The organism is Komagataeibacter medellinensis NBRC 3288 (genome assembly GCF_000182745.2).
GTDB lineage: Bacteria > Pseudomonadota > Alphaproteobacteria > Acetobacterales > Acetobacteraceae > Komagataeibacter > Komagataeibacter medellinensis.
This window is the reverse complement of the sequence record NC_016027.1, coordinates 1,241,891-1,263,584: the sequence shown is the minus strand read 5'-3', so window position 1 is coordinate 1,263,584 and position 21,694 is coordinate 1,241,891. Positions and strand designations below refer to the sequence as shown.

At 64.2% G+C, this 21,694-nt stretch carries 21 protein-coding genes; 9 read left to right on the top strand and 12 right to left on the bottom strand.

Going from position 1 to position 21,694, the window contains the following annotated elements; translation table 11 throughout:
* Positions 1 to 7: 7 nt before the first annotated feature.
* Genes GLX_RS05750 through GLX_RS05730 form a run of 6 tightly spaced genes read right to left on the bottom strand, consistent with a single transcriptional unit; the run spans position 8 to position 4,521 of the window.
* Positions 8 to 487: a cytochrome c-type biogenesis protein gene (locus GLX_RS05750; protein WP_014105062.1), complete on the bottom strand. Its 480-nt coding sequence runs from the start codon at positions 485 to 487 to the stop codon at positions 8 to 10.
* Complete coding sequence (locus GLX_RS05745; protein WP_014105061.1) at positions 484 to 1,056, bottom strand: DsbE family thiol:disulfide interchange protein; 573 nt, start codon at positions 1,054 to 1,056, stop codon at positions 484 to 486. The genes GLX_RS05750 and GLX_RS05745 overlap by 4 nt, the downstream gene beginning before the upstream one ends.
* A complete protein-coding gene (locus GLX_RS05740; protein ID WP_014105060.1) occupies positions 1,053 to 3,032 on the bottom strand; it encodes a heme lyase CcmF/NrfE family subunit in 1,980 nt (659 codons plus the stop codon). The genes GLX_RS05745 and GLX_RS05740 overlap by 4 nt, the downstream gene beginning before the upstream one ends.
* Positions 3,033 to 3,041: 9 nt before the next feature.
* Positions 3,042 to 3,575 carry a cytochrome c maturation protein CcmE gene (ccmE, locus tag GLX_RS05735; RefSeq protein WP_014105059.1) on the bottom strand — a complete coding sequence of 178 codons (534 nt, stop codon included), beginning with the start codon at positions 3,573 to 3,575 and terminating at the stop codon, positions 3,042 to 3,044.
* Positions 3,572 to 3,718: a heme exporter protein CcmD gene (locus GLX_RS17030; RefSeq protein WP_014105058.1), complete on the bottom strand. Its 147-nt coding sequence runs from the start codon at positions 3,716 to 3,718 to the stop codon at positions 3,572 to 3,574. The genes ccmE and GLX_RS17030 overlap by 4 nt, the downstream gene beginning before the upstream one ends.
* Positions 3,715 to 4,521 carry a heme ABC transporter permease gene (locus tag GLX_RS05730; protein WP_041247649.1) on the bottom strand — a complete coding sequence of 269 codons (807 nt, stop codon included), beginning with the start codon at positions 4,519 to 4,521 and terminating at the stop codon, positions 3,715 to 3,717. Before GLX_RS05730 ends, GLX_RS17030 begins: the two co-directional genes overlap by 4 nt.
* A 177-nt stretch (positions 4,522 to 4,698) precedes the next feature.
* Between GLX_RS05730 and GLX_RS05725 the strand changes: the two genes are divergently transcribed.
* The 3 genes from GLX_RS05725 to GLX_RS05715 all read left to right on the top strand — a co-directional run bounded on the left by GLX_RS05725 (position 4,699) and on the right by GLX_RS05715 (position 6,445).
* On the top strand, positions 4,699 to 4,992 hold the full coding sequence (locus tag GLX_RS05725) for a YciI family protein (protein WP_014105056.1): 294 nt from the start codon (positions 4,699 to 4,701) through the stop codon (positions 4,990 to 4,992).
* Between the two features lie 11 nt (positions 4,993 to 5,003).
* Complete coding sequence (locus GLX_RS05720) at positions 5,004 to 5,417, top strand: EVE domain-containing protein (protein ID WP_014105055.1); 414 nt, start codon at positions 5,004 to 5,006, stop codon at positions 5,415 to 5,417.
* A 179-nt stretch (positions 5,418 to 5,596) separates the two neighbouring features.
* Positions 5,597 to 6,445 (top strand): EcsC family protein, encoded by an 849-nt coding sequence (locus GLX_RS05715; RefSeq protein ID WP_014105054.1) that lies wholly within the window; start codon positions 5,597 to 5,599, stop codon positions 6,443 to 6,445.
* A 48-nt stretch (positions 6,446 to 6,493) separates the two neighbouring features.
* On the opposite strand, the gene GLX_RS05710 is transcribed toward GLX_RS05715, so the two are convergent.
* Positions 6,494 to 6,682, bottom strand: coding sequence for a hypothetical protein (locus tag GLX_RS05710; RefSeq protein ID WP_041247648.1), 189 nt, complete (start codon positions 6,680 to 6,682; stop codon positions 6,494 to 6,496).
* A gap of 31 nt (positions 6,683 to 6,713) precedes the next feature.
* Positions 6,714 to 7,688, bottom strand: coding sequence for a 2-hydroxyacid dehydrogenase (locus tag GLX_RS05705; RefSeq protein WP_014105053.1), 975 nt, complete (start codon positions 7,686 to 7,688; stop codon positions 6,714 to 6,716).
* A gap of 82 nt (positions 7,689 to 7,770) precedes the next feature.
* Between GLX_RS05705 and aat the strand changes: the two genes are divergently transcribed.
* From aat to GLX_RS05685, 4 genes are all read left to right on the top strand, one after another.
* Positions 7,771 to 8,433 carry a leucyl/phenylalanyl-tRNA--protein transferase gene (gene aat / locus GLX_RS05700; RefSeq protein ID WP_014105052.1) on the top strand — a complete coding sequence of 221 codons (663 nt, stop codon included), beginning with the start codon at positions 7,771 to 7,773 and terminating at the stop codon, positions 8,431 to 8,433.
* 84 nt (positions 8,434 to 8,517) lie between these two features.
* Positions 8,518 to 9,213 (top strand): hypothetical protein, encoded by a 696-nt coding sequence (locus tag GLX_RS05695; RefSeq protein WP_041247647.1) that lies wholly within the window; start codon positions 8,518 to 8,520, stop codon positions 9,211 to 9,213.
* 69 nt (positions 9,214 to 9,282) lie between these two features.
* The gene (locus GLX_RS05690; RefSeq protein WP_014105050.1) at positions 9,283 to 9,900 is read left to right on the top strand and encodes a hypothetical protein; all 618 of its coding nucleotides are present in this window, start codon (positions 9,283 to 9,285) and stop codon (positions 9,898 to 9,900) included.
* Between the two features lie 123 nt (positions 9,901 to 10,023).
* Positions 10,024 to 10,332: a hypothetical protein gene (locus GLX_RS05685; protein WP_014105049.1), complete on the top strand. Its 309-nt coding sequence runs from the start codon at positions 10,024 to 10,026 to the stop codon at positions 10,330 to 10,332.
* Here the strand turns inward: GLX_RS05685 and GLX_RS05680 are convergent.
* Positions 10,326 to 10,844 (bottom strand): peroxiredoxin, encoded by a 519-nt coding sequence (locus tag GLX_RS05680; protein WP_014105048.1) that lies wholly within the window; start codon positions 10,842 to 10,844, stop codon positions 10,326 to 10,328. The two genes, GLX_RS05685 and GLX_RS05680, sit on opposite strands and share 7 nt — an antisense overlap.
* A 133-nt stretch (positions 10,845 to 10,977) precedes the next feature.
* Positions 10,978 to 14,004 carry a bifunctional [glutamine synthetase] adenylyltransferase/[glutamine synthetase]-adenylyl-L-tyrosine phosphorylase gene (locus GLX_RS05675; RefSeq protein WP_014105047.1) on the bottom strand — a complete coding sequence of 1,009 codons (3,027 nt, stop codon included), beginning with the start codon at positions 14,002 to 14,004 and terminating at the stop codon, positions 10,978 to 10,980.
* Between the two features lie 65 nt (positions 14,005 to 14,069).
* On the opposite strand from GLX_RS05675, the gene GLX_RS05670 reads away from it, so the two are divergent.
* Positions 14,070 to 17,393, top strand: a complete 3,324-nt coding sequence (locus tag GLX_RS05670) for an AsmA-like C-terminal region-containing protein (RefSeq protein ID WP_014105046.1) — start codon at positions 14,070 to 14,072, stop codon at positions 17,391 to 17,393.
* Between the two features lie 30 nt (positions 17,394 to 17,423).
* Here GLX_RS05670 and GLX_RS05665 read toward each other — a convergent pair whose 3' ends face one another.
* Together GLX_RS05665 and GLX_RS05660 are read right to left on the bottom strand one after the other, a co-directional pair.
* Positions 17,424 to 18,740, bottom strand: a complete 1,317-nt coding sequence (locus GLX_RS05665; protein ID WP_014105045.1) for an MFS transporter — start codon at positions 18,738 to 18,740, stop codon at positions 17,424 to 17,426.
* Positions 18,741 to 18,790: 50 nt separating this feature from the next.
* Positions 18,791 to 20,170: a dicarboxylate/amino acid:cation symporter gene (locus GLX_RS05660; RefSeq protein WP_014105044.1), complete on the bottom strand. Its 1,380-nt coding sequence runs from the start codon at positions 20,168 to 20,170 to the stop codon at positions 18,791 to 18,793.
* Between the two features lie 188 nt (positions 20,171 to 20,358).
* On the opposite strand from GLX_RS05660, the gene GLX_RS05655 reads away from it, so the two are divergent.
* Positions 20,359 to 21,672 (top strand): DNA recombination protein RmuC, encoded by a 1,314-nt coding sequence (locus tag GLX_RS05655; RefSeq protein ID WP_050856091.1) that lies wholly within the window; start codon positions 20,359 to 20,361, stop codon positions 21,670 to 21,672.
* The last annotated feature ends 22 nt before the right edge of the window (positions 21,673 to 21,694 follow it).

Sequence of the window (21,694 nt, the reverse complement as noted above, 5' to 3'; positions counted from 1 at the left end):
GTCACTCTCAGCGTGTTTTGGTCAGGTCGGACAGGCGGCGGCGCTCTTCATCACTCAGCGGGGCTGGAATGGGGGCGCGGGGCCTGCGGAAGGTCCACCATGCAATGCCGATGCCAATGCACAGTGCGAGCAGCGGCATGACCCACAGCAGCAGCGTGCCAACGGTCAGCGGCGGCCTGAGGCGGATGAAATTACCGTAACGGCTGACCATCCAGTCCATGATCTGCTGGTTGTTCTCGCCCTTGGCCACGTGCTCGCGTACCACATGGCGCAGGTCACGGGCCAGATCGGCGCTGCTGTCCTCGATAGATTCGTTTTGGCACACAAGGCAGCGCAGCTGGGAGCCAATTGCTTCGGCACGCTGTTCCTGTGCCGGGTCGGGCAGCATTTCCGACGGATCATCTACCGCCATGGCCACAAGCGGGGCAAACAGCAGGCAGACCAGCAGGGCAATCACGCCACCACGGCGCATGGGATGTGTCTTCATGACTTCAGGCTGTCCGCCAGCGGCATGATCGTATTGGTGATCATGGTTTCGGTAATGGGCGATGCCGTATGCCAGCGGATGACGCCGCCCGGCCCGATCAGGAAGGTTTCCGGTACACCGGATACGCCCCAGTCGATCGCGGCCAGCCCGTTGCGGTCAGCGGCAATGCGGGCATAGGGATTACCCGCGCGCTGCACAAAGCCCAGCGCGTGTTCGGGCTTGTCCTTATACGCAATGCCCCAGATCGGCAGGCGCTCCTTCAGCGCGTTCAACACCGGCATTTCGGCAACACACGGAATGCACCACGATGCGAAATAGTTCACCAACACCGGGGATTTCAGCGCACGCAGGTCCTGCGCGGAAAAGCCCTGTCCCGGCGCCTGGTCAGGCAGGGCAAAATCTGGAACGGGACGGTTGAGTGCGGGGGCATGGATGTCATGCGGATCGAACGATCCCTTTGTCATGCCCGACAGCATGCGCCAGAAGCCCACGCCCACCCCGCCGGCCACAACCAGCGGGGCCGCCATCAGCAGGCGGCGACGGGTGGGGGAAGGAGGCTGGCTGCTCATTGCACTACCACCACATCAACAGTTTTTGCCCGGCGCGGGGCACCCACGCGCACACGCCGGTCAGACAGCGACAGCGCCCCGCCAATGGCCATGATCAGCCCACCCAGCCACATCCACGGCGCCAGTGGGTTGTAATGCAGGCGCAGCACATAGGTCGGGTTGACGTCATCCCCATGCTTGTCCCCGAGCACGCCATAGATGTCGGCCATGAGGTTGGTATGGATCGCAACTTCTGTCGTGGTCTGGTGCTGGCTGGCGAATGTGCGCTTGGAGGGGTGCAGCGTGGTGATCAGCCTGCCGTTGTGACGGACCTCTATGGTGGCGACCAGCGCGCTGTAGTTCGGGCCTTCAGCCGGATGCACGTCGGTCAGGGTCCAGCTGTCACCGGCCAGCATCTCGCTTTCACCCACATGCACTTCCACAATCCGGTGCGCTGCCTGCGACATGCCGGCAATGCCCAGTACCACGATGCCAACGCCGGCATGCGCAAGGGCCGCACCAAACACCGCACGCGGCAGGCTGCGTGCGCGTTGCCAGCTATAGGTCAGCGGCTGGCGGAACAGGCGCAGGCGTTCGGCAACATCGGCAATGCTGGAACAGATGACCCATACCGCCGTGGCCGTCGCCAGCACCGCCAGGATGTCACGCATCCGGAAGGTCGCGACAACCAGCGCCATCAGTGCCACGCATGCTGCCCACCACAGGCGGCGCAGGACCGGCCACATCTGTGCCCGCTTCCATGGCACCATCGGGCCAAAGCCCATGAATACCATGAGCGGGATGGCCAGCGGGATGGTGGTTGCGTCAAAGAATGGCTTGCCGACCGAAATCGTCTTGCCAAACAGCAGCGACATGAAGGGGGGGTACATCGTACCCGTCAGCACCACCGCGCAGATGGAGCACAGAAGGATGTTGTTGAGTACCAGCAGCCCTTCACGCGATACAGGTGCGAACAGCCCCCCCGTGGTCAGCTGCGGCGCACGGATCGCGAACAGCAGCAGCGACCCGCCGATGACCAGCGCCAGCAGCCCGAGGATGAACACGCCACGCGCCGGGTCATTGGCAAAGGCATGGACGGAATTAAGGATGCCCGAACGCACAAGAAATGTGCCGGAAAGCGAGAACGAGAACGTACCGATCGCCAGCAGTACGGTCCAGATCTTCAGCGCCTCGCGCTTTTCCACCACAATGGCGGAATGCACCAGCGCCGTGCCCGTCAGCCATGGAATGAGCGAGGCATTCTCCACCGGGTCCCAGAACCAGTACCCACCCCAGCCCAGCACGTAGTAAGACCACCATGATCCCATGGCGATGCCACAGGTCAGGAAGCACCATGCCGCCACCGCCCACGGGCGTACCCAGCGACCCCATGCGGCATCCACCCGGCCTTCAAGCAGGGCGGCGATGGCGAAGGCGAAGGGCACGGCAAAGCCAACATAACCGGTGTAGAGAATGGGCGGATGGAACGCGAGGCCGGGATCCTGCAGCAGCGGGTTCATGCCCTGACCATCCAACGGTGCGGGCCATACGCGGGCAAACGGGTTGGATGTGGTCAGGCAGAACAGTTCAAAGCCTGCTGCAACTCCACCCAGAACCCCAATGACGCGCGCCTGTAGCGCGGAAGGCAGGTTACGGCCAAACAGCGCTACCGCGCCACCGCAGATGGACAGGATCATCGCCCAAAGCAGGACCGACCCCTCATGGTTACCCCATACGCCAGTGATCTTGTACAGCAGCGGTTTGCTGACCGCGCTGTTGGCGGCCACGTTCTGCACGGAAAAATCATTGGTGATGGCGGCATGGACCAGGCACGCAAATGCGGTGATCAGCGCGATCATCTGCCCTATCGCCAGTGCAGGGGCCAGCGCCATTAGCCGGGTATCGCGCCGCTGTGCGCCGATCAGGGGCAGGATCGCCTGTCCGGCGGCCATGCAGCATGCCAGCGCCAGGGCAAAATTTCCAAGTTCCGGGTTCATTGTCGGATGTCAGTTTCCGTCAGGTGTCTGGGTGGCCGGTTTCTTCGGGCCGTCTGCCGCTGTCATGGTGTTCCAGCTTGCGGCGTCGGGCGCCTTGCCAAAGCGGGGGTCCCACTTGCCGCTGCGGCGCAGTTCCTCCGCCACTTCCTTGGGCATGTAGGTCTCGTCATGCTTGGCGAGTACTTCGCTGGCGCGGAAGGTGCCATCGGGGTTGACCGTGCCCACAGCCACCACGCTCTGCCCCTCGCGGAACAGGTCGGGCAGGATGCCTTCGTAACGCACGGTCACGGCGGCCTGTCCGTCGGTCACGTCAAACAGGTTGACGGGGGTATCCTTTACCGTCTCCCGGTGCACGCTGCCTGCCACCACCATGCCACCCAGACGGATGGTGCGGTCAGCCGGCGGCGGCTTGGCATGCACCTGCGAGGGCGCCATGAAGAACACGATATTGGATGAAAAGGCGTTGAGGGTGAGGGCGGCCGCGGACCCAAGCCCGATCATGCACGCCACTACCAGCCACAGGCGTCGGCTCTTGCGTGTCATGATGGCTGGCGGGTCCGTGGCAGCTCAATGGCGGCAAGGCGTTTGCGCGCCTGGCGGAGCCGGAACGTGGCATTGATGGACAGGATGGCGGCCACGCCAAGGGTCAGGCCGTAGGCGGCGGCGATATAGGGCAGATGGGTCATGCGGTGGCACTATCGGCAGAAGGAGCGGACTGGGCGGTGGACTGGCGGCCTCGGTTGGCGGCCAGGATGGTGCGGATGCGGCTTTCCATGACCGCGGCACGCAGGCGGGCCAGCACGATCGCGCCAAACCCCAGCGTGAAGCCCAGCGTGGTCAGTCCCAGCGGCCACAGCATGGAGGTGGACATGGTCGGCGCCCCGGTAACCGTAATGCTGTCAGGCTGGTGCAGGGTGTTCCACCACTGCACGCTGAATTTGATAATGGGCAGGTCGATCGCGCCCGCAAGCCCCAGTATGGCGGCGGCGCGGTAGCCACGCTGCGGTTCATCGAATGCCCGGATCAGCGCGATATGGCCCAGATACAGGAAGAACAGCACCAGCACCGAGGTCAGGCGCGCGTCCCATACCCACCATGTGCCCCACATCGGCTTGCCCCATAGCGAACCGGTGGCCAGACACACGGCGGTGATGGCGGCACCGACCGGCCCGATTTCCACCGCCGCAAGATCGGCCAGCGGGTGGCGCCACACCAGCGACAGGAGCGAGCACACGGCCAGACCCATATAGCCCGATGATGCCAGCCATGCGGTGGGCACATGCACGTACATAATGCGTACACTATCACCCTGTTGCCAGTCAGCGGGGGAGAAGAACAGCCCCCATGCGATTCCGGCCATCGACAGCACAAGTGCCGGCCATGTCAGCCATGGTTGCAGCTTCGCCCCCATGCGCAGGAAACGGCCGGGGTTGGCATATCGATGAAAAAGGTTACCGGTTCGCGCGGTAAGGCTCTGCGTTGCGTTCAAGGTTGATCCATCCGTGCCGGGGGCACCGTCCCTGCAATGAAAGGGGTCAAGAAAAATTTCCGCCATTACCCATGCGTGGCTGGGGGCTGACGATTTCCTGCTCTACACTATCGCGTTAGAAAAGACACGGCCAGTCCTGTTCCGTGATGGTACGGTCCGACTACGAGAGGAGAAAACATGCTGTTTGCGATCATTTGTACCGACAGACCCGCCAGCCTTGAAACCCGCAAGGCAACCCGTGAGCGCCACCTTGCCTATCTGGAACGGTGGAAGCAGCATCTGGTACACGGTGGCCCGCTGCTGGACGCGGAAAACCGCCCCTGCGGCAGTCTTCTGGTGGTGGATGTGGCTGATCGTGCCGCGGCGGAAGGCTTTGCGGTGGAGGACCCTTACGCCAAGGTGGACCTGTTCGAGAGCGTGGTGATCCGTCCGTTCCGTTCAGTTTTTCGTGATGGGCTACGGGTGGAGTAGGAAAAGCGGTCATGGCCTACTGGTTGATCAAATCCGAGCCGGACGCCTTTTCCTGGGCCGAGCAGGTGGAAAACGGCGTGGAACCGTGGACCGGCGTGCGCAACCATCAGGCAAAGAAGAACCTGGCGGCCATGCAGGTGGGCGACCGGGCGTTCTTCTATCACTCCAACATCGGGCGCGAAATCGTGGGCGTGGTCGAGGTGGTGCGCGCAGCCTATCCCGACCCCACGGCGGAAACCGGTCAGTGGGTCTGTGTGGACGTGCGCGCCATTGGCCCCATGCCGCATCCGGTCACGCTGGCTACGATCAAGGCTGATCCGGCGCTGGCGGATCTGGCGCTGGTGCGGCAGTCGCGCCTGTCGGTGGTGCCGGTATCGGATGGGCACTGGGCGCATCTGTGCCGCATGGGGGGCTGGAACAGCTAGGGCAGGCCCGCGTTTCATGCCTGCCGCCATGGTGATGCACGTTGCAAGAAGGCGGCCATGGTGCTGAAACGGTTGGAACTGCCGCAGGGGCGTAGCGACTGGTCCCCCGCCACGGCCTTGAGGGCACGGAGCAGGGGCAGGTTCGTATTGTTTCGGAAGATCAGGCGAAAGGCATTGTAATGAGTGCAGGTTCCGCAAATGAACTGGCACCGCTGACGCTGGACAGCGCGTGTATTACTGAACTCCAGCAGGCGCTGGAACGCGTCGAGGCAGGGCGGGGCGTACTGGTGCGCCTGGCGGATTTGATGGGCGGCGCGGTGGGGCAGGCGGCCATGCTGGGTATGCGCACGCTGGGGTTGGCCCCCGCGTTGCAGGCCCGTCTGCAATCCGCGACCGAAACCGCCATCAGGCGCGCGTTTGACATTGCGGTGCTGGGCATGGACCGCCCGCACGATGTCTCGGTCACGGCGGGTGCGCCCACATGGCGTGATCCCGCACTCAAAGCCGCCGTGACCGTATCGGGTGCGGTCGGCGGGTTTACCGGACTGCCGGGACTGGTGGCGGATGTGGGCTTCACCACGCTGGCCATCATGCGTGAGATCGCACGCATTGCCCGTGAGCAGGGCGAGGACCTGTCACAGGAAGACGCGTGCGCCGCCTGTCTGGAAGTGTTTGCCCTGCGCGCCTTCCCCTTTGGCGGCCCGAAAGGGCAGGGGCAGGGGGAAGATAACGAACTTGGGTATTTCTCCGCCCGCGCCATGCTGCGCGGTCGCCCGGTTGTAATGCTGGTCAGCGAGGTCGCGACCCATTACGGGCTGGGCCTGTCACGCAAATTCGCCCTACAGATGATGCCGGTGGCGGGTGCGCTATGTGGCGCATCGCTCAATGCGGCGTTCCTGTCGCACTACCGGGCGGTGGCGCAGGCGCATTTCACCATCCGCAGGCTGGAGCGCGAATACGGGCCAGAAGTACGCCGCACCGCAGCCGACCTGAAGGCCCACGCGGCAACCCAGGCCAGCGAAAGCTGACGCACGTGGCGGTGCGAAAGCCCTTCGCACCGCCACGTTGCATGTGGGTCAGCCCTGCCCGCTGGCAGCGGCGGCTCGCCCTTTCAGGGTCAGGCGGACTTCAATCAGCCCCGCCACCAGCGCGAAGATGCAGTAGAACGCCAGCAATGTCTCCCATATGCCGTGAAAACGTGGTGCCACGGCATTGAGCACAAGGGCGATCAGCGCGAAAATCACGAATATGCCGGGTAGTCCCATGGTCATCTCTCCCTGAAGGTCGCCGCCTGTTTCATGCCCCGACGGGTGTGGGCGGGTGGGCACCTTTCAGCACGGCTTCCACATTGTCCAGTGCCAGCATGCCCATGTCGGTCCGGGTCTCGACTGTCGCACTGCCCACATGCGGGGTCAGGAACACGTTTGGCAGTTCAAGAAAGCGCGGGTCGGGGTTGGGTTCGTTGCGGTAAACATCCAGCCCGGCGGCGGCAAGCTGGCCGCTGCGTAGCGCGTCGATCAGGGCGTCCTCGTCCACCAGCGCGCCACGGGCGGCATTGATGAAGATGGCCCCGCGCGGCAGGCGACCCAGCAGGTCGGCATTGATCATGCCGTCCGTTTCGGGGCTGGCGGGCATGTGCAGGCTCAGTATGTCGCAATGCGGCAGCATGTCGGCAATGGTGGCGAAATAGGTGGCGCCTGCTTCCTGCTCGGCCGGCAGGCGGCGGCGGTTGGAATACAGCACCTCCATGTCAAAGCCGCGTGCACGTTTCGCCACCGCGCGGCCAATGCGGCCCATGCCCACAATGCCCAGCCGCTTGCCGCTGATGCGCGTGCCCAGCAGTTCATCCATGGCCAGCGACTGCCCCCACCCCCTGCGCATGAGCGTGGTGTATTCCCCCGCCCGGCGCGCGGCCGCCAGCATGAGCAGGATGGCCATGTCGGCATTGCACTGTGTCAGCACATCGGGGGTGTTGGTGACAATGATGCCGCGCGCATGCAGGGCGGGAATATCCAGGTGGTCGGTGCCCACGCTTACGGTGGCCACCACCTTCACGCAGTCGGGCAACTGCTTCACGTCATCGCCCTGTAGTGGCAGGCCGGTTGATGTCATGATGGCGTCGGGCTGGAAGGCACGCGCGGTATCAAGCAGTTCGCGTGTCGTCATCTTGTGGTCTGGCGCGCCGGATATGGTAAAGTTGTGTTCAATGCGCTGCATGACCGCAGGGGTCTGGCGTTGGGTTAGCAGCAGGCGGGGCTGGGTATCGGACATATGGGTATTTTCTCCTGATGAACGCGGTCATGCCGTGGCCCGTCAAGGCCACCGGAGCACGCAAGAGGGTTATCCCAAGAACATGACGGGTCAAGACACGGTTCCCATCACGCCCGAACTCATGCTGCGGGCCTACCGCGCCGGGCTGTTCCCCATGGCGCCCGATGCCGGGTCGGATATACTGGAATGGTTCTGTCCCGAATGGCGTGGTATCCTGCCGCTCGATGGCTTCCATGTCTCGCGTCGGCTCATGCGTACCGTGCTGTCGTCGCGCTTTGCGGTGGTTGCGGACCAGGACTTCCCTGCGGTCATGGATGGTTGTGCCGAACCCGCGCCGGGGCGTGAGAGCACATGGATCAACCCACGCATCCGCACCCTGTTCTGCCAACTGCATGCCATGGGCCACGCCCATAGCGTGGAAGTGCGCCACGAAGGGCAACTGGTGGGCGGGCTGTATGGTGTGGCCATCGGGCAGGCCTTTTTTGGCGAGAGCATGTTCAGCCGCATGCGCGATGCCTCCAAAGTGGCGCTGGTTCATCTGGTGGCGCGGCTACGGTTGGGGGGCTTTACCCTGCTTGATACCCAGTTCGGCACCGATCACCTGTCCGGTTTTGGCGGGGTCGAAATCCCGGTACGCACCTACCTGCATGCGTTGGGGCGGGCGGTGGAGCACGATGCCATATGGGTTGGCAACGGGCAGGATGCAGCGGTGGAGGCTGCCGTCCGTGCCCTGCGCGCGGCATGACCCGCCCATGCGGTTGCCCGGTCCGTGTGGTTGACAGGGCCGCCCATGCAGGCTTCCGTCTGCGCAGATGAAGGGAAAGACGTGATGAAGCATGCAACGCCCCGCCCGCAACGCCAGCGGACAAGAACAGGCACAGGACTGAAGGGCGCGGGACTGCTGGGGATGGCAACGGTCATGGCGGGCATGGCCGCGGGTTGTGGCACCCAGCCCGCCTGGGCGCAGGACGCCCCCAGCGTCCATCCGCCCCTTACTCCCACGCGCGATGTGCAGGTGGACTACAATGTCCAGCCTGATGGCGTGGACACACCAAAGACCGTGCGCACATGGTTTGCCTATAATGGCGGCCTGATGCGAATCGACAGCCCGCAGGGCATGGGGGAGACGATCCTCAACCGCATGAGCCGCCAGGTCACCATCATCATAAACCCGCAGAAGGTGTACAGCCAGCTTGATGCCCGTTACGGCATCCGCAACCCCTTCCTGCTCGACCTGTCCATGACGTTCGTGCGCAAGGGTACATCTACCGTGGCGGGGATTGCGTGCACGCAGTGGGATGTCACAACCGATCAGGGTAACGCCACCGCCTGTGTCACTGATGATGGTGTGGTACTGCAGGAAATAGGCGTGGATGGTGATGGGCTGAAGGGACGGCTGGAAGCGACGAAAGTGGTGTATGCTCCCATACCCGACAGCATGTTCCAGCCCCCCGAGGGCTATCGCAAGATCGACCCGCCTCCGCCGCCCGGTACTCCGGCTGCCAAGGCCCCGAAGGGCGGGTGATGGCCCGGCCACCTTTTCTGGATCTGTTTTCAGGCCCGCTTCAGGGCCGGTTTTCAAGGATTGCATGAAGTGACACGACTGGCCCCCGGCCTGTGCCGGACCGTAATAATGGGTGCCCTGTTTGTGGCGGGCGTGGGCTGCGCCCATGCTGCTGATGGCGCGACCGCCCCGGCATCTGATGCCCAGACCCCTTACGTCACGCCGCAGGATGATGTGGATGTCAGCTACGACATCTATCCACCACATGACACGAGCGCCGTCATGACCCAGCGCATGCGCTGGTCCGCCAGCACCATGATGCAGCGCGTCGATCCGGGCAATGCGGCCACTTACATGATTACCGATTACCACGCGGGCACGCTTACGGTGGTCAATGCCGACCAGAAGGTAAAGACCATCATCCCCGCACCCGGTGCGGCCAATGTGGTCATGGGCCAGCGCGCGCAGGGCAACTGGCTGCGTACCGGCGTATCGAACGTGGCGGGCACGCCTTGCACGCTGTGGCAGACACAGGATACCGACCAGCGCCCCAGCGAGATCTGTTACACGGATGATGGCGTGATGATGCAGGTCATCCGCGATGGCAAGGTGATGGTGGCCGCCACATCCCTGACCCGCGCGCCCCAGGGAGCGGATGTGTTTGCCATCCCCTCCGGGCTGAAGGAACTGCACGCCGCTCATCCGTAACGGATCGGTCCGCTTTGTGGCATGAAAAGGGCGTGGCCTGCCCGTAAATCGCCATGCCGGTTCTGTCTAAACGAGTTCGGCGGAGTGTTGCCCCGTCATCGATACAGGAGCGGAAACACGGTGATGAAGAATACACGATGCATCGCAACCGGGCTCATGGTTCTGGCCGGACTGGCCGTGGCGGCGCCACAGGCCCATGCCCATGGGCGTGGCGGACCCGGTGATGCATTTGTTGGCGGTCTGATCGGCGGAGTCGTGGGAGGTGTCGTGGGGGGCGCGATGATGGAGGCCTACGGGCCGCCACCCCCGCCCCCGCCGCCGGTCTATTACCCCCCGGTACCACCCATGGTCTATTACGGCCCGCCCCCGCCCCCGCCACCGGTCATGGCCTATGGCCCCTACGGACCTGGCCCGGGCCGTCCTTATTACTGAGCTTGCCTAGCTCCCGTGCCCGCCTGTAGCTGCAGGGCCGTAATGGCCTTGCGCACGGCGGTGACGTGGTTGGTGACCTTGACCTTGCGCCATGCCTGCACCAGGTGGCCCGTCGCATCGACCAGAAAGGTCGCGCGTTCGATGCCCATGTAGGTACGGCCGTACATCGACTTTTCTATCCACACGCCATAGGCCTCGGTCACATGACCGTCGCTGTCGGAGGCGAGGGGGAAGGTCAGGCCGTGGTTGGCCGCGAATTTTTCCAGAGCGGGCATGTCATCACGCGAGACCCCGATTACGGTCACACCGTCCTTGTGCAGGTCGGCAAGCGCTGCCTCGAATTCGCAGGCTTCCTTCGTACAGCCCGATGTATTGGCCTTGGGGTAGAAATACAACACGAACGGGTGCCCGTGCAGGCCATTCAGGCTGACGGTCCGGCCACCGCTTGCGGGCATGTCAAAATCGGGCACCGCGCTGCCGGGTTCGGGGAAAGGGGGAACAACCTTGCTCATGACCTGCCTTGTTAATCTGCCCGCATGCGGTGCGTGTTGCCACGGGGTGCATGCGGCTGGGGTTTACGGGCGGCAATCATGCAATGCTTTTGGGCATGAGGGAACCGGGCATGGGGAGGCAGGTCCAGACCCGCTATGGCGCGGGCGTATCCGCTGGAGGCGGGATGAGGCGGTCGAATATGGTCATGACTTCGGCAGCCATGCGTTCCATGCGCCGCAGCAGGGTGGTGGCGTCGCTCACGCCGAACTCTCCGGTCAGGATTTCAAGGCTGGCGGCGGGGATGGTCTCGGGCACGTCACGGCCGCAGATAATGCGGATCAGCCCCTGCAGGGTGCGCCAGAACAGGTCGGCGCGGCGCAGCACGCTGGCGTCGGCACTGTCCATCTCACCCGCGCGCGCCATGCGCAGCAGCGCCAGGCGTGTGGACTGGCTGCGCATGGCGGGGGATGTGGCCAGCAACTGCAGCCCCTGCGCCACGAATTCCACATCCATCAGCCCGCCCCGGCGGCGCTTGATGTCCCACGGACTGGTGGCGGGGCGTTCGCGGGCCAGGCGTTCGCGCATGTGGCGTACGTCATGCAGGATCGTGGCGCGTGCCTGTGCGGTGGCGTGGGGGATGTCGTTCAGCGCGTGGTCGATCGCGGCCCGCAACTCCCCCATCAGCCGGGGTGGGCCTGCCACCACGCGGGCGCGGGTCAGCGCCATGCGCTCCCACGTCCAGGCCGCTTCCGCATGGTAGCGGCGGAAGGCGGAAAGCGAGACCGCGACCGGCCCTTTGGAGCCCGAGGGGCGCAGCCGCATGTCCACTTCGTACAGCGGCCCTTCCCGCCCCGGTGCGGTCAGTGCGGCGACAAAGGCATGGGCAAGGCGCACGTAATAGGTGCCCGCCGAAAGCGGGCGTGGCCGGATGCCATCGACCGTGGCTGTGGCGGGGACCACGCTCTCGCCGGCATCGTCCGGGTGGTCGAACACCAGCATGAGGTCAAGGTCCGAGCACGGCATCATTTCATGCGATCCCGCCTTGCCCAGCGCCACCACCGCCATGGCCCCGCCGGGTACGCTGCCGTGGCGGCGCCTGTGTTCGCGCGTGACCACCGCCAGCAGCCCGCGCATGACCGTATCCGCCATGGCAGTGCGGGCGCGGGCTGCGCGGTCTTCGCCCAGCCGGTGTTCAAGGCGGGCGACGGACAGGCGGAACTCCTCCCCGCAGACCAGTCCGCGCAGTACCGGCAGCACCTGTTCGGCGGTGGCAGCACCCGTTACATGCCGCCGCACCAGCGCTGTGACCGTACCCAGCGCGCCGGGGCCATCTTCCATATCCAGCAGCCCATCCAGCGCGGAAGGGGTCTGCGCCAGATGGTCAGCCAGAAAGGGCGCGCAGTCGAGCACGGTCACGATTCGGTGGATCAGGGCAGGGTTGCGTTCCAGCAGCGACAGGAACTGAACCCCCGCCCACTGCCGTTCCAGCAGGGCGTCAAAGCGGCGCAGCACCGCCAGCGGCTGTCGGCGGCTGCCGATCTGGGCCATGATGGTGGGCAGGACCCGGCGCAGCAGCTTGCGCGCGCGGTCCGAGCGCAGGGCGCGCAGGCGGTTGCTCTCCCAGCGGTTAAGGATGACGAGCGCATCGTTGATATCGTCAGCGGCAAAGCCGTGTTCGCGCAATCGGTCGGCCGCATCGGCATCCTCGGGGGCGATGGTCTCGTCCTTGCGTCCGCCTTCGGCAAACTGCTGGTCGAATATACGGCGCGAGCGTTGCATGACCGCCAGCATGCTGCTGGCAAGCTCGCCCGGCGCCGCCGCCAGCATGAAGGTGGCGAAGCGGGCGAATCCGTCTACCGTGTCTGGCATGCTGTGGGTCTGGTGGTCCATACGCATCTGCAGGCGGTGTTCGGCCTGTCGCAGCATGCGGTAATTGCGGGCCAGTATTGCGGACTGGGCACGCTCCAGCAGTCCCGCCCGGCGCAGCCTGCGCAGCGCGCCCAGCGTTGTGGGGTCGCGCAGTTCAGGCCGCCGGCCTCCCCATACCAGTTGCAACGCCTGGGCCACGAACTCCACTTCGCGTATGCCGCCCTGGCCCAGTTTTACATTCTGGCCCAGAAGCCACGCAGTAGCGGCGGCCGGATCGCGTATGCGTTCGGGCGGCAGGCTGTCCAGATCGGCATGTCCTGCGTTACGGTGGCGGTCGATACGGGCCTTCATGTCATGCAGGTCGTCGATTACCGCGAAATCCAGATGGCGGCGCCAGACGAACGGATGAATGCTTTTGAGGAAACGGCGCCCCGCCGTAATGTCCCCCGCCACGGGGCGGGCCTTGGTCATGGCGGCGCGTTCCCACGTGCGGCCCATGCTTTCATAATACTGCATGGCGGCGGGAATGGACACGGCGGCAGGTGTGGCGGAGGGGTCCGGCCGCAGCCGCAGGTCCATGCGGAAAACGTAACCATTTGCATCACGCGCTTCCATAAGGGTGACAAGATCGCTAGTCATGCGCACAAAGGTATGTCGCAGCCCCTCGTTTGCAGGGTGGCGGTCAGGGTCGTACAGCACGATCAGGTCTATGTCCGAGGAGTAGTTCAGTTCCCGCGCGCCCAGCTTCCCCATTGCCAGAACCACGAAGCCGCTGCCCCGGCACGGGTTTTCGGGGTTGTGCAGGCGCAGGCGCCCCGTTTCGTGCGCATGCAGCAGCAGATGCCTGACCGCCGCCCCCAGCGCGTTTTCCGCCAGCAGGCTCAGGGCAAGCGTTACCTGTTCCAGCCCCCACACGCCGCCTATGTCGGCCAGGGCTATGGCCAGCGCCGCCTGCCGTTTGGCCACGCGCAGTTCAGCCATGATCTGTGTGCGGGGTATATCGGGCGGCAGGGCTGCCAGCGCATCCAGGATGCGGCGCGTGCAGGCATCTGCCCCCTCGGTCAGCAGATTCATGAATGCGGTAATGTCGCGCTGCGCCAGGTCGGACAGGTACGGCGCATTTCCTCCCACCGCATCGATCAGCGGCAGTACGCCGGGCAGCGTGGTGATATCGGACAGCCCTGCCCGGTCGCAGGCCGCTACCAGGTTTTCACGCAATATGGATGCTGCCCGCCCATCTGCCGGGTAGGGCCAGGTACAGCCATGCCACGAAGGGTGCAGCACGGGGGAAGGCGGTGTGGGCTGGGCCATGGGAAAGGGTCCGGTAAGAGACTGGAAAACCACGCAGACCTGCGCGGTGGTGTAGCGTGGACGGCATGACGGAAGCAGGTCAACCCTCTCCGCCGTCACACCCGCCCCCCAGCCGCGTGCGCCGCGCGGTAATGGCGGGAGGCAGGGTGGTGGTGTGGCTGGTGCTGGTATGCATCACGCTGCCTGCGGTGCTGCTGCTGGTGCTGACGTTGCGGCTTTCCGCCGGGCCGTTGGACATTACACCTGTCATCAGGCTGCTCATGCCAATTCCCGTGGCCCATGGGCTGAAGCATGAGGATATTATCGGTGGCCTGTCGGCGGGGCATGTGCGCATGGGCTGGAATGCCGTGCATGAAGGGCTGCGCGCCCCATTGGTGATATGGGTGGAGGATGTCACCATCCGGCGCCGTAATGGGGAACTGGCTGATAGCCTGCGGCGCGGGCGCCTGACCATAGACAGCCCGGCGCTGGTCCATGGGCGGGTGCGCATCCTTGAACTCTCGGCTTCCCATGGGCGGCTGCGGTTTGCGCGTAGCAAGGCGGGCAAGATTGGCCTCGATCTGGGTCCAGATACGCCCTATCCCTCGCTCAAGCCGCAAGAACCCCCACCCGTGGACCTGGACGGTCTGCGTCAGGCCATCATATCCGACACCCACGTCACTTTTACCGACCGCATGACGGCGCGTACCTGGCGGCTGGGCGAGGCCGATGTCCGGCTGAAGATCGTGACCGATTCCGGGCTCAAGGGCATTACCGGTGATGTCCGGCTGGGGTTGGAGGGCAATGGCGAGCGGCTGGTCATGCATGGCACGGGTGAGCATATCGGTCCGCAGCAGGTGGACTGGACGGTGGGGCTGGACCCGATCAGTCCGGCAGCTTTCGCACCGGGGCAGAAAGAAGTGGCGCCGCTCGACCTGCCGGTGGGGGGCAGCCTGCACGTTTCCTTCCGTGCGGGTGCCCGGACCATGTCCTTTCTCGTCCCGCATGATTTCACCATGCATCTGGAGGCCGGTAACGGGCAGGTCAATACGCGCAAGGCCGGGCAGTACCTGGTGGGGCAGGGTAGTGCCGACCTGGTGGGTGCGTTAGGCCCTGGCCCGGCCACGGACCCGCTTGATGGCCCGCTGCATGTGGCGCTGAACAACCTTGTACTGCATCTGCGCGTGCCCGGCCATGCAGCCGATGATGACACGGGACCGACGTTGGAGGCGAAGGCAGAACTCAAATCCACATCCGTAATTGATCCCCGCGCGGCGCAGGTCACTGTTTCGGCCCGTGCACAGGCGCTGGATTTTGCCTCGCTGGGCGATTTCTGGCCGCCTCGCGCCATGAAGGGCGCACGGCGCTGGGTCACGCAGAACATCCCGCAGGGGCGCGTAAGGGAGTTTGAGGTCAACATGGGACTGGACAGCCATACGGGCTGGAACGGGCTCGACCTTGTCTCGCTTGGCGGTACGATCGATGCGGATCACATGGAACTGCACTGGCTGCGTCCCATCCCGCCCCTGCATGACATGGATGCCCACCTGACATTCGATGGCCCGGACCAGATCAAGATCCGCTTTGGCCATGCCTACCAACTGGTGGATCTGGCGGATCGCCACGTGGATGCCACCGGCACCGGACGGATCGAGGTCGGTCCGGGTTCCATGCTCATTACTGGCCTGAATGAAAAAGTGCAGGTGGGCGATATTAACACCACACTGCTGGGTAATACGCGCGATGTGCTGGCGCTGCTGGCCGAACCGCGGCTTAATGTGCTCTCGCGCCACCCCATGACCTTCACCCACCCCTCGGGGCGGGCCAATGTGTCGCTGCACATCGCGCTGCCGCTTGATGCGCATGTGCGGCTGGACCAGATCGACCTGCGCAGCCATACCGACCTGGGTGACGTGCATCTGGGCAACGTGGTGGTGGGCAGGCCACTCGATAACGGCAATCTGGGCATTGACGCTACGACCAAGGGCCTGCTGCTGCAGGGCACCGGGGTGCTGGCGGGCATTCCCTCAAGCGTGATCTATACCATGGACTTCCGTAGCGGGCCGATGGTCCATGCGGTGGAAAGTGCCAGCCTGCAGGGCCATGTCACCCCCGAGGGCGTGCGGCGCGCGGGTTTCGAGATGGGGGAGCATTTCTCCGGCAGCGCCCTGCTTGATGTGGACTATGACCGCTATGTGGGCGGGAAGGCGCAGGTTGATATCGACCTCGATCTCGACCGCGCGGCGCTGGCCATTCCCATCTGGTCCAAGAGGGTGGGACAGGAGGCCAATGCCTCGGTCGAACTGCAACTGGAACATGGGCAGATCGCGGCGATCGAGAACATTCGTGCCGTAGGCCCCGACCTGCTGATTGATGGCCATGCCGAGACCGCGTCAGGCATGGCGCGTCGGCTCATCCTGCGTGGGTTCCGTGTCGGCCGTTCGGTGGGGAATGCCTCCGTCATGTTGCCCCAGCGCGAGAACGATCCCATTGGCGTCAATGTCGCAGCCCAGGTACTTGACCTCTCGCCATTGGTTTCATTCCAGACCGCCCCGAATCCTTCCGCCGCGGCCAAGGTGGCCAGCCATCAGGGCAGCAGTGGCTATCATGTGCCCGAAATGGCGACGGGCCGCGTAAATAGCCCGCCAGGGCGGCGATGGACCCTGAATGTCGATACCCGCACCCTGTATTATGGCCCCACCGACACACTGACCAACGTGCATAGCCACCTTGAGACCAACGGCACGCGGCTGACACGCGGGGTGCTGACGGTTGAAGGCCCGGTCGCGGCCAGCGCACGCCTGACCCCGCAGGACAACAGCCGCGTGCTGGATGTGCATGTGGCAAGTCTGGGCGACCTGCTGCGAGACATGAAGGTGACAGACCAGATGCAGGGCGGCGTGACCGACATTAACGGCAGTTTCGATGACAGCACGCCCTCCGCCCCCTTTACCGGCAAGGTCACCATGGGGCCGTTCCAACTTCGTAACGTGCCATCCGTGGTCAGGTTGGTGAACAATGCGTCGATCTACGGCTGGCTACGCGCGCCCCATGCGCCGGGCATGCAGATCGAGCAGCTTGCCGCCCCCGTGACGCTGGATGAGGGAACGATCCACATAGCCGACGGGCTGGTCAGCAATGCATCGCTGGGTGCGACTGTTTCAGGCGACGTGAACCTTGAGAAAAAGACGCTCAGCCTTGATGGCACCATCATCCCCGCCTTTGCGGTCAATACCGCGCCGGGCCACCTGCCGGGCCTGCTGGGCTGGCTGTTCAGCCCCGAAAAGAACGGAGGTGTGGTCTCAGCTACCTATCAGGTCACCGGGCCGATGGGCAACCCGAGCGTGCATGTAAACCCCTATGCCATGCTGCTGCCCGGTTTCCTGCGCAATGTCATGCATATCCATTAAGGCGTGCCGGGCTGCCCCATCCGTCCGTCCCTAACCGGGCGGGCGTGCGGCCTCCGGCGTGATGCGGTCATGGCCGGGCAGCACGAACAGCACGGTCAGGAGCGAACAGGCAATGCACCCGGTTACGTACCAGTAGAACAGTCCTTCATGCCCGATCTGCTTGAACCACAGCGCCACATATTCCGCCGTGCCGCCAAAGACCGATACAGTCAGGGCATAAGGCAGCGCTACCCCCAGTGCCCGCACACGGGTAGGGAACAGTTCGGCCTTCACCACTGCATTGATCGCGGTATAGCCCGAAATACCGACCAGTGCGGCCGTCACCAGCCCGAACGCGGCAAGCGGTGACTGTACGACAGACAACGCGCGCATGAGCGGCACCGTGCCAAGGCACCCGATTACACCAAAGGAAAGCAGCAGCCGCCTGCGCCCCACCCGGTCGGACAGCGCGCCAAAGATGGGCTGCACCAGCGCGAATACGGCTAGCGAAGCGGTGGAGACCACGGTGGAGTGCTCCTTGCTCAGCCCCGCCGTGTTGACCAGGTATTTCTGCATGTAGATCGTAAACGTGTAGAACGCGACGGTACCGCCCAGCGTCAGTCCGCATACGCCCAGTACCTCACGCGGGTGGTGCAGCAGTACGCGCAGGCCGCCATGGGCGCTAGTGTCGCGCGTGGCGGCGCTGAACTGCTCGCTTTCCGCCATGCCACGGCGGAACCATAGGATAGAGAGCGCCAGCAGCGCGCCAATCCCAAACGGCACACGCCACCCCCATGCCCCAAGCTGCGCGGGGCTGAGCAGTAAGAACTGGAGCACCAGCAGCACCACAAGGGCCAGCAGTTGCCCCATCACCAGCGTCACATACTGGAAACTGGCATAGAACCCGCGCTGGGCCGGGGGTGCGATTTCAGACAGGTAGGTCGCACTCGCCCCGTATTCGCCCCCCAGGCTCAGCCCCTGCAGAAGGCGGGCGAACAGCAGCACACTGGGGGCGGCAAGGCCGATGCGCTCATAGGTTGGACACACGGCAATGGCCAGCGACCCCGTGCACATGGCGACAATGGACACGCTGAGTGCCGCCCGCCGCCCGTGCCGGTCCGCCATGAGACCCATCAGCCACCCGCCCACCGGCCGCATGAGGAAGCCTATGGCAAACACCGCCGCACTGCGTAGCAGTTCGGTCGTGGCATTGCCGGGGGGAAAGAACGACCGGGCAAAATACATGGAAAATGCCGCGTAGACGTACCAGTCGTAATATTCGATCAGATTCCCGGATGAACCGGCAATAATGCTTCGTATCCGTTGTGCGGTAGTCAGTGATCCGGTCTGGGGCTGGAAAACAGGCATGATGAAGACTCTATGGACGCGAATGGACAGGTGGTACGAAATGGACGGCCCTAGTGGATGGTGGGAGGCGCTGCGGGTGCGCGCTGTGTGGCGGGCATGACGGGGGTCAGGGCCTGTTCGTCATCCAGTCGGCCCGCAAGGGCGGCTTCCAGGCGGTCTGTATCCAGCGCACCTTCCCACCGGGCCAGTACGATGGTGGCCACCGCGTTGCCGATAATGTTGGTTAGCGAACGGCATTCGGACATGAAACGGTCAATACCCAGGATCAGCCCCATACCCGCCACCGGCACGTCGGGTACCACGGCGAGGGTGGCAGCGAGGGTAACGAACCCGGCCCCGGTTACACCAGCGGCGCCCTTGGAACTGACCATGGCGACCAGCAGAAGACTGACCTGCTGGGCCAGGCCAAGGTGCACATCGGTTGCCTGCGCAATGAACAGGGCGGAGAGCGCCATGTAGATGTTGGTGCCATCAAGGTTGAAGGAATAGCCCATCGGCACCACAAGCCCCACCACCGACGGCGCGCAGCCTGCATTTTCCAGCCGGGTCATGAGGCTGGGCAGCGCTGATTCGGACGAACTCGTGCCCAGCACGATCAGCAGTTCCTCACGCAGGTAACCCAGCAGCGCGGTAATGCGGAAACCGTTCCACCGTGCGACCATTCCCAGTATGACCAGCACGAACAGGGCGGCGGTAGCGTAAAATGTGAGCACCAGGATGGCAAGGTTGAGCACAGCACCCACGCCAAAGCGCCCGATGGTGAACGCCATGGCCCCCAGCGCCCCGATGGGGGCAGCGTACATGACCAGCCGTACCACGCCAAACACCAACTGGGTCAACTGCCTGAGCAGGACCAGTATGGCCTGCCCCCTTGTCCCCATGTGCGACAGGCTGATGCTGAACAGGATGGCAACCAGCAGCACCTGCAGGATATCGCCCGACACGAAGGCGCTGACCACCGTGTCGGGAATGATGTTGAGCAGGAAATCACCGAAGGAATGCGCCTGTGCCTTGGCCGTATAGGCGGCTACCGCATGGGTATCGAGCGTTGCAGGGTTGGCGTGGATCTGTGCGCCGGGGCGCACGATGTTGGCCACCACCATGCCCACAACCAGCGCCAGTGTGGAGAAGATGAGGAAATACACCATCGCCTTGCCCGCAAGCCTGCCAGCCTGTCCCAGATCCGACAGGCTGGCCACGCCCGTCACCACGGTCAGGAAGATGACCGGCGGGATCACCATCTTGACCAGGCGGATGAACGCATCGCCCAGCGGTTTGAGCGCCACCGCCGTGTCGGGGCAGAAATGCCCCAGTGCCACACCCGCCACTACTGCAATGATGACCTGCACATACAGGCTGCGCAGTAGCAATCGCAGCGATCGGCCAGGCGCGGACTGGCCTTGCGGGCGGGGCCGCGATTGCTCGGGCATGATGGCGGATGTCCTTCACAGCGGTTCGTGTCACGTGCGCACCGACCGGGCGGGACGGAGGCATGCCGATCGTTTCGGTTACTGCATAACACGGCTGCCAGATATTCCAAAAAGACATGGTGGGTTTACATCTATGCCATTACAGGGCACGGACATGTTTTGTTCCTGTTCTGTGGAAAGAGTCCGCCATGTCCGATATGTCCGTATCCCCCATTGTGTGGATTGGCATGCTGTGCGCGGCCATATCGTGCCTGCTTGTGTTTGTGGTTCTGCGCCGCCTCTCCCTCATGGCGGGGCAGGGGACGGATGAAGACCTTCTGGGCCGGCTGTGCGTGATGGTCGAGCGCGAGACCGCAGCCCGCGTGGCGGAGAATGAGGTCCAGCGCGCCCGCATGGCCGAGATCGAGCGCGCGCTGTCCACCCGCCTTGACCAGCGCCACCAGGAAATGACGGAAACCTTCAACCGTATCGCGCGCATGATGGGGCGCGACCTGTCGGAAATGCGCGTGGCCCAATCCGAATCCCTGCGCGAGATGGCGGAAGAAGGCAGGCGGCATAGCGACGAACTGCGTGCCGCCGTGAGCGAACGCCTGCACCAGGCGGTGGAAAAGCAGATGCAGACCTCCTTCCAGCGCGTGCTGGAGCAGATCGGGGCCATGCAGAAAGCAATGGGCGAGGTTTCGGCCATGACCGCGCAGGTGGGCGACCTCAAGCGCCTGTTTTCCAACGTCAAGACCCGGGGTGGCTGGGGGGAGGCGCAATTGCGCAGCATACTTGATGACGTGCTGCCCGAAGGTGCCTACGAGACCAACCGCCGCCTGCGCGATGACAGCCGCGAGGTGGTGGAGTTTGCCGTGCGCATGCCCGTGCGTGCCAGCGTGCCGCCTGTGCTGGCCATCGATTCCAAATTCCCGACCGAAGCCTACGAGCGCCTTTTGCAGGCAGTCGATGACTGCAACCCCGATGCAGAGCGCGCCGCCCGTCGCGCGCTGGAGACCACGCTGCGCATGGAAGCGCGCAAGATTGCCACCAAGTATATCGTCCCGCCCATAACGGTAGAATTCGCAGTGCTGTACCTGCCTACCGACGGGCTGTACGCGGAAGTGGCGCGCATTCCTGGTCTGCTGGATGAGATCGGCCGCTCCTATCGCGTGATCGTGATGGGGCCGGGGCTGATGCCGGCCATGCTGCGTACCATCCATCTGGGCTATGTCACGCTGGCGCTGGAGCGGCGGACCGATGACATTGCCCGCCTGCTGGGCGCAACCCGGCAGGAAATGCTGCGTATGGATGGCGTGCTGGAGAAACTGGCGCGCAATGCCTCCGCCATGTCCTCCTCTATTGATGAGGCGCGCAGGCGCACCGGTCTGGTCACGCGCAGATTGCGGGAACTGGATGTGGACACGCGGGATGCGCCCGCACCCGGCGGCCTGGCCGGTGATGACGTGACCCGTGACTGGATGGAAGAAGGCCCGGCCGGTACCAGGCAGGCTGAACACTAATTTAATTGGCCGCATTCCGGCC

What these genes read in the sequence shown, in the direction of transcription:
- GLX_RS05750 (WP_014105062.1), bottom strand. Translation starts at nt 487, where the DNA reads ATGAAGACACATCCCATGCGCCGTGGTGGCGTGATTGCCCTGCTGGTC.
- GLX_RS05745 (WP_014105061.1), bottom strand. Translation starts at nt 1,056, where the DNA reads ATGAGCAGCCAGCCTCCTTCCCCCACCCGTCGCCGCCTGCTGATGGCG.
- GLX_RS05740 (WP_014105060.1), bottom strand. Translation starts at nt 3,032, where the DNA reads ATGAACCCGGAACTTGGAAATTTTGCCCTGGCGCTGGCATGCTGCATG.
- ccmE (WP_014105059.1), bottom strand. Translation starts at nt 3,575, where the DNA reads ATGACACGCAAGAGCCGACGCCTGTGGCTGGTAGTGGCGTGCATGATC.
- GLX_RS17030 (WP_014105058.1), bottom strand. Translation starts at nt 3,718, where the DNA reads ATGACCCATCTGCCCTATATCGCCGCCGCCTACGGCCTGACCCTTGGC.
- GLX_RS05725 (WP_014105056.1), top strand. Translation starts at nt 4,699, where the DNA reads ATGCTGTTTGCGATCATTTGTACCGACAGACCCGCCAGCCTTGAAACC.
- GLX_RS05720 (WP_014105055.1), top strand. Translation starts at nt 5,004, where the DNA reads ATGGCCTACTGGTTGATCAAATCCGAGCCGGACGCCTTTTCCTGGGCC.
- GLX_RS05715 (WP_014105054.1), top strand. Translation starts at nt 5,597, where the DNA reads ATGAGTGCAGGTTCCGCAAATGAACTGGCACCGCTGACGCTGGACAGC.
- GLX_RS05710 (WP_041247648.1), bottom strand. Translation starts at nt 6,682, where the DNA reads ATGGGACTACCCGGCATATTCGTGATTTTCGCGCTGATCGCCCTTGTG.
- GLX_RS05705 (WP_014105053.1), bottom strand. Translation starts at nt 7,688, where the DNA reads ATGTCCGATACCCAGCCCCGCCTGCTGCTAACCCAACGCCAGACCCCT.
- aat (WP_014105052.1), top strand. Translation starts at nt 7,771, where the DNA reads ATGACGGGTCAAGACACGGTTCCCATCACGCCCGAACTCATGCTGCGG.
- GLX_RS05695 (WP_041247647.1), top strand. Translation starts at nt 8,518, where the DNA reads ATGAAGCATGCAACGCCCCGCCCGCAACGCCAGCGGACAAGAACAGGC.
- GLX_RS05685 (WP_014105049.1), top strand. Translation starts at nt 10,024, where the DNA reads ATGAAGAATACACGATGCATCGCAACCGGGCTCATGGTTCTGGCCGGA.
- GLX_RS05680 (WP_014105048.1), bottom strand. Translation starts at nt 10,844, where the DNA reads ATGAGCAAGGTTGTTCCCCCTTTCCCCGAACCCGGCAGCGCGGTGCCC.
- GLX_RS05675 (WP_014105047.1), bottom strand. Translation starts at nt 14,004, where the DNA reads ATGGCCCAGCCCACACCGCCTTCCCCCGTGCTGCACCCTTCGTGGCAT.
- GLX_RS05670 (WP_014105046.1), top strand. Translation starts at nt 14,070, where the DNA reads ATGACGGAAGCAGGTCAACCCTCTCCGCCGTCACACCCGCCCCCCAGC.
- GLX_RS05665 (WP_014105045.1), bottom strand. Translation starts at nt 18,740, where the DNA reads ATGCCTGTTTTCCAGCCCCAGACCGGATCACTGACTACCGCACAACGG.
- GLX_RS05660 (WP_014105044.1), bottom strand. Translation starts at nt 20,170, where the DNA reads ATGCCCGAGCAATCGCGGCCCCGCCCGCAAGGCCAGTCCGCGCCTGGC.
- GLX_RS05655 (WP_050856091.1), top strand. Translation starts at nt 20,359, where the DNA reads ATGTCCGATATGTCCGTATCCCCCATTGTGTGGATTGGCATGCTGTGC.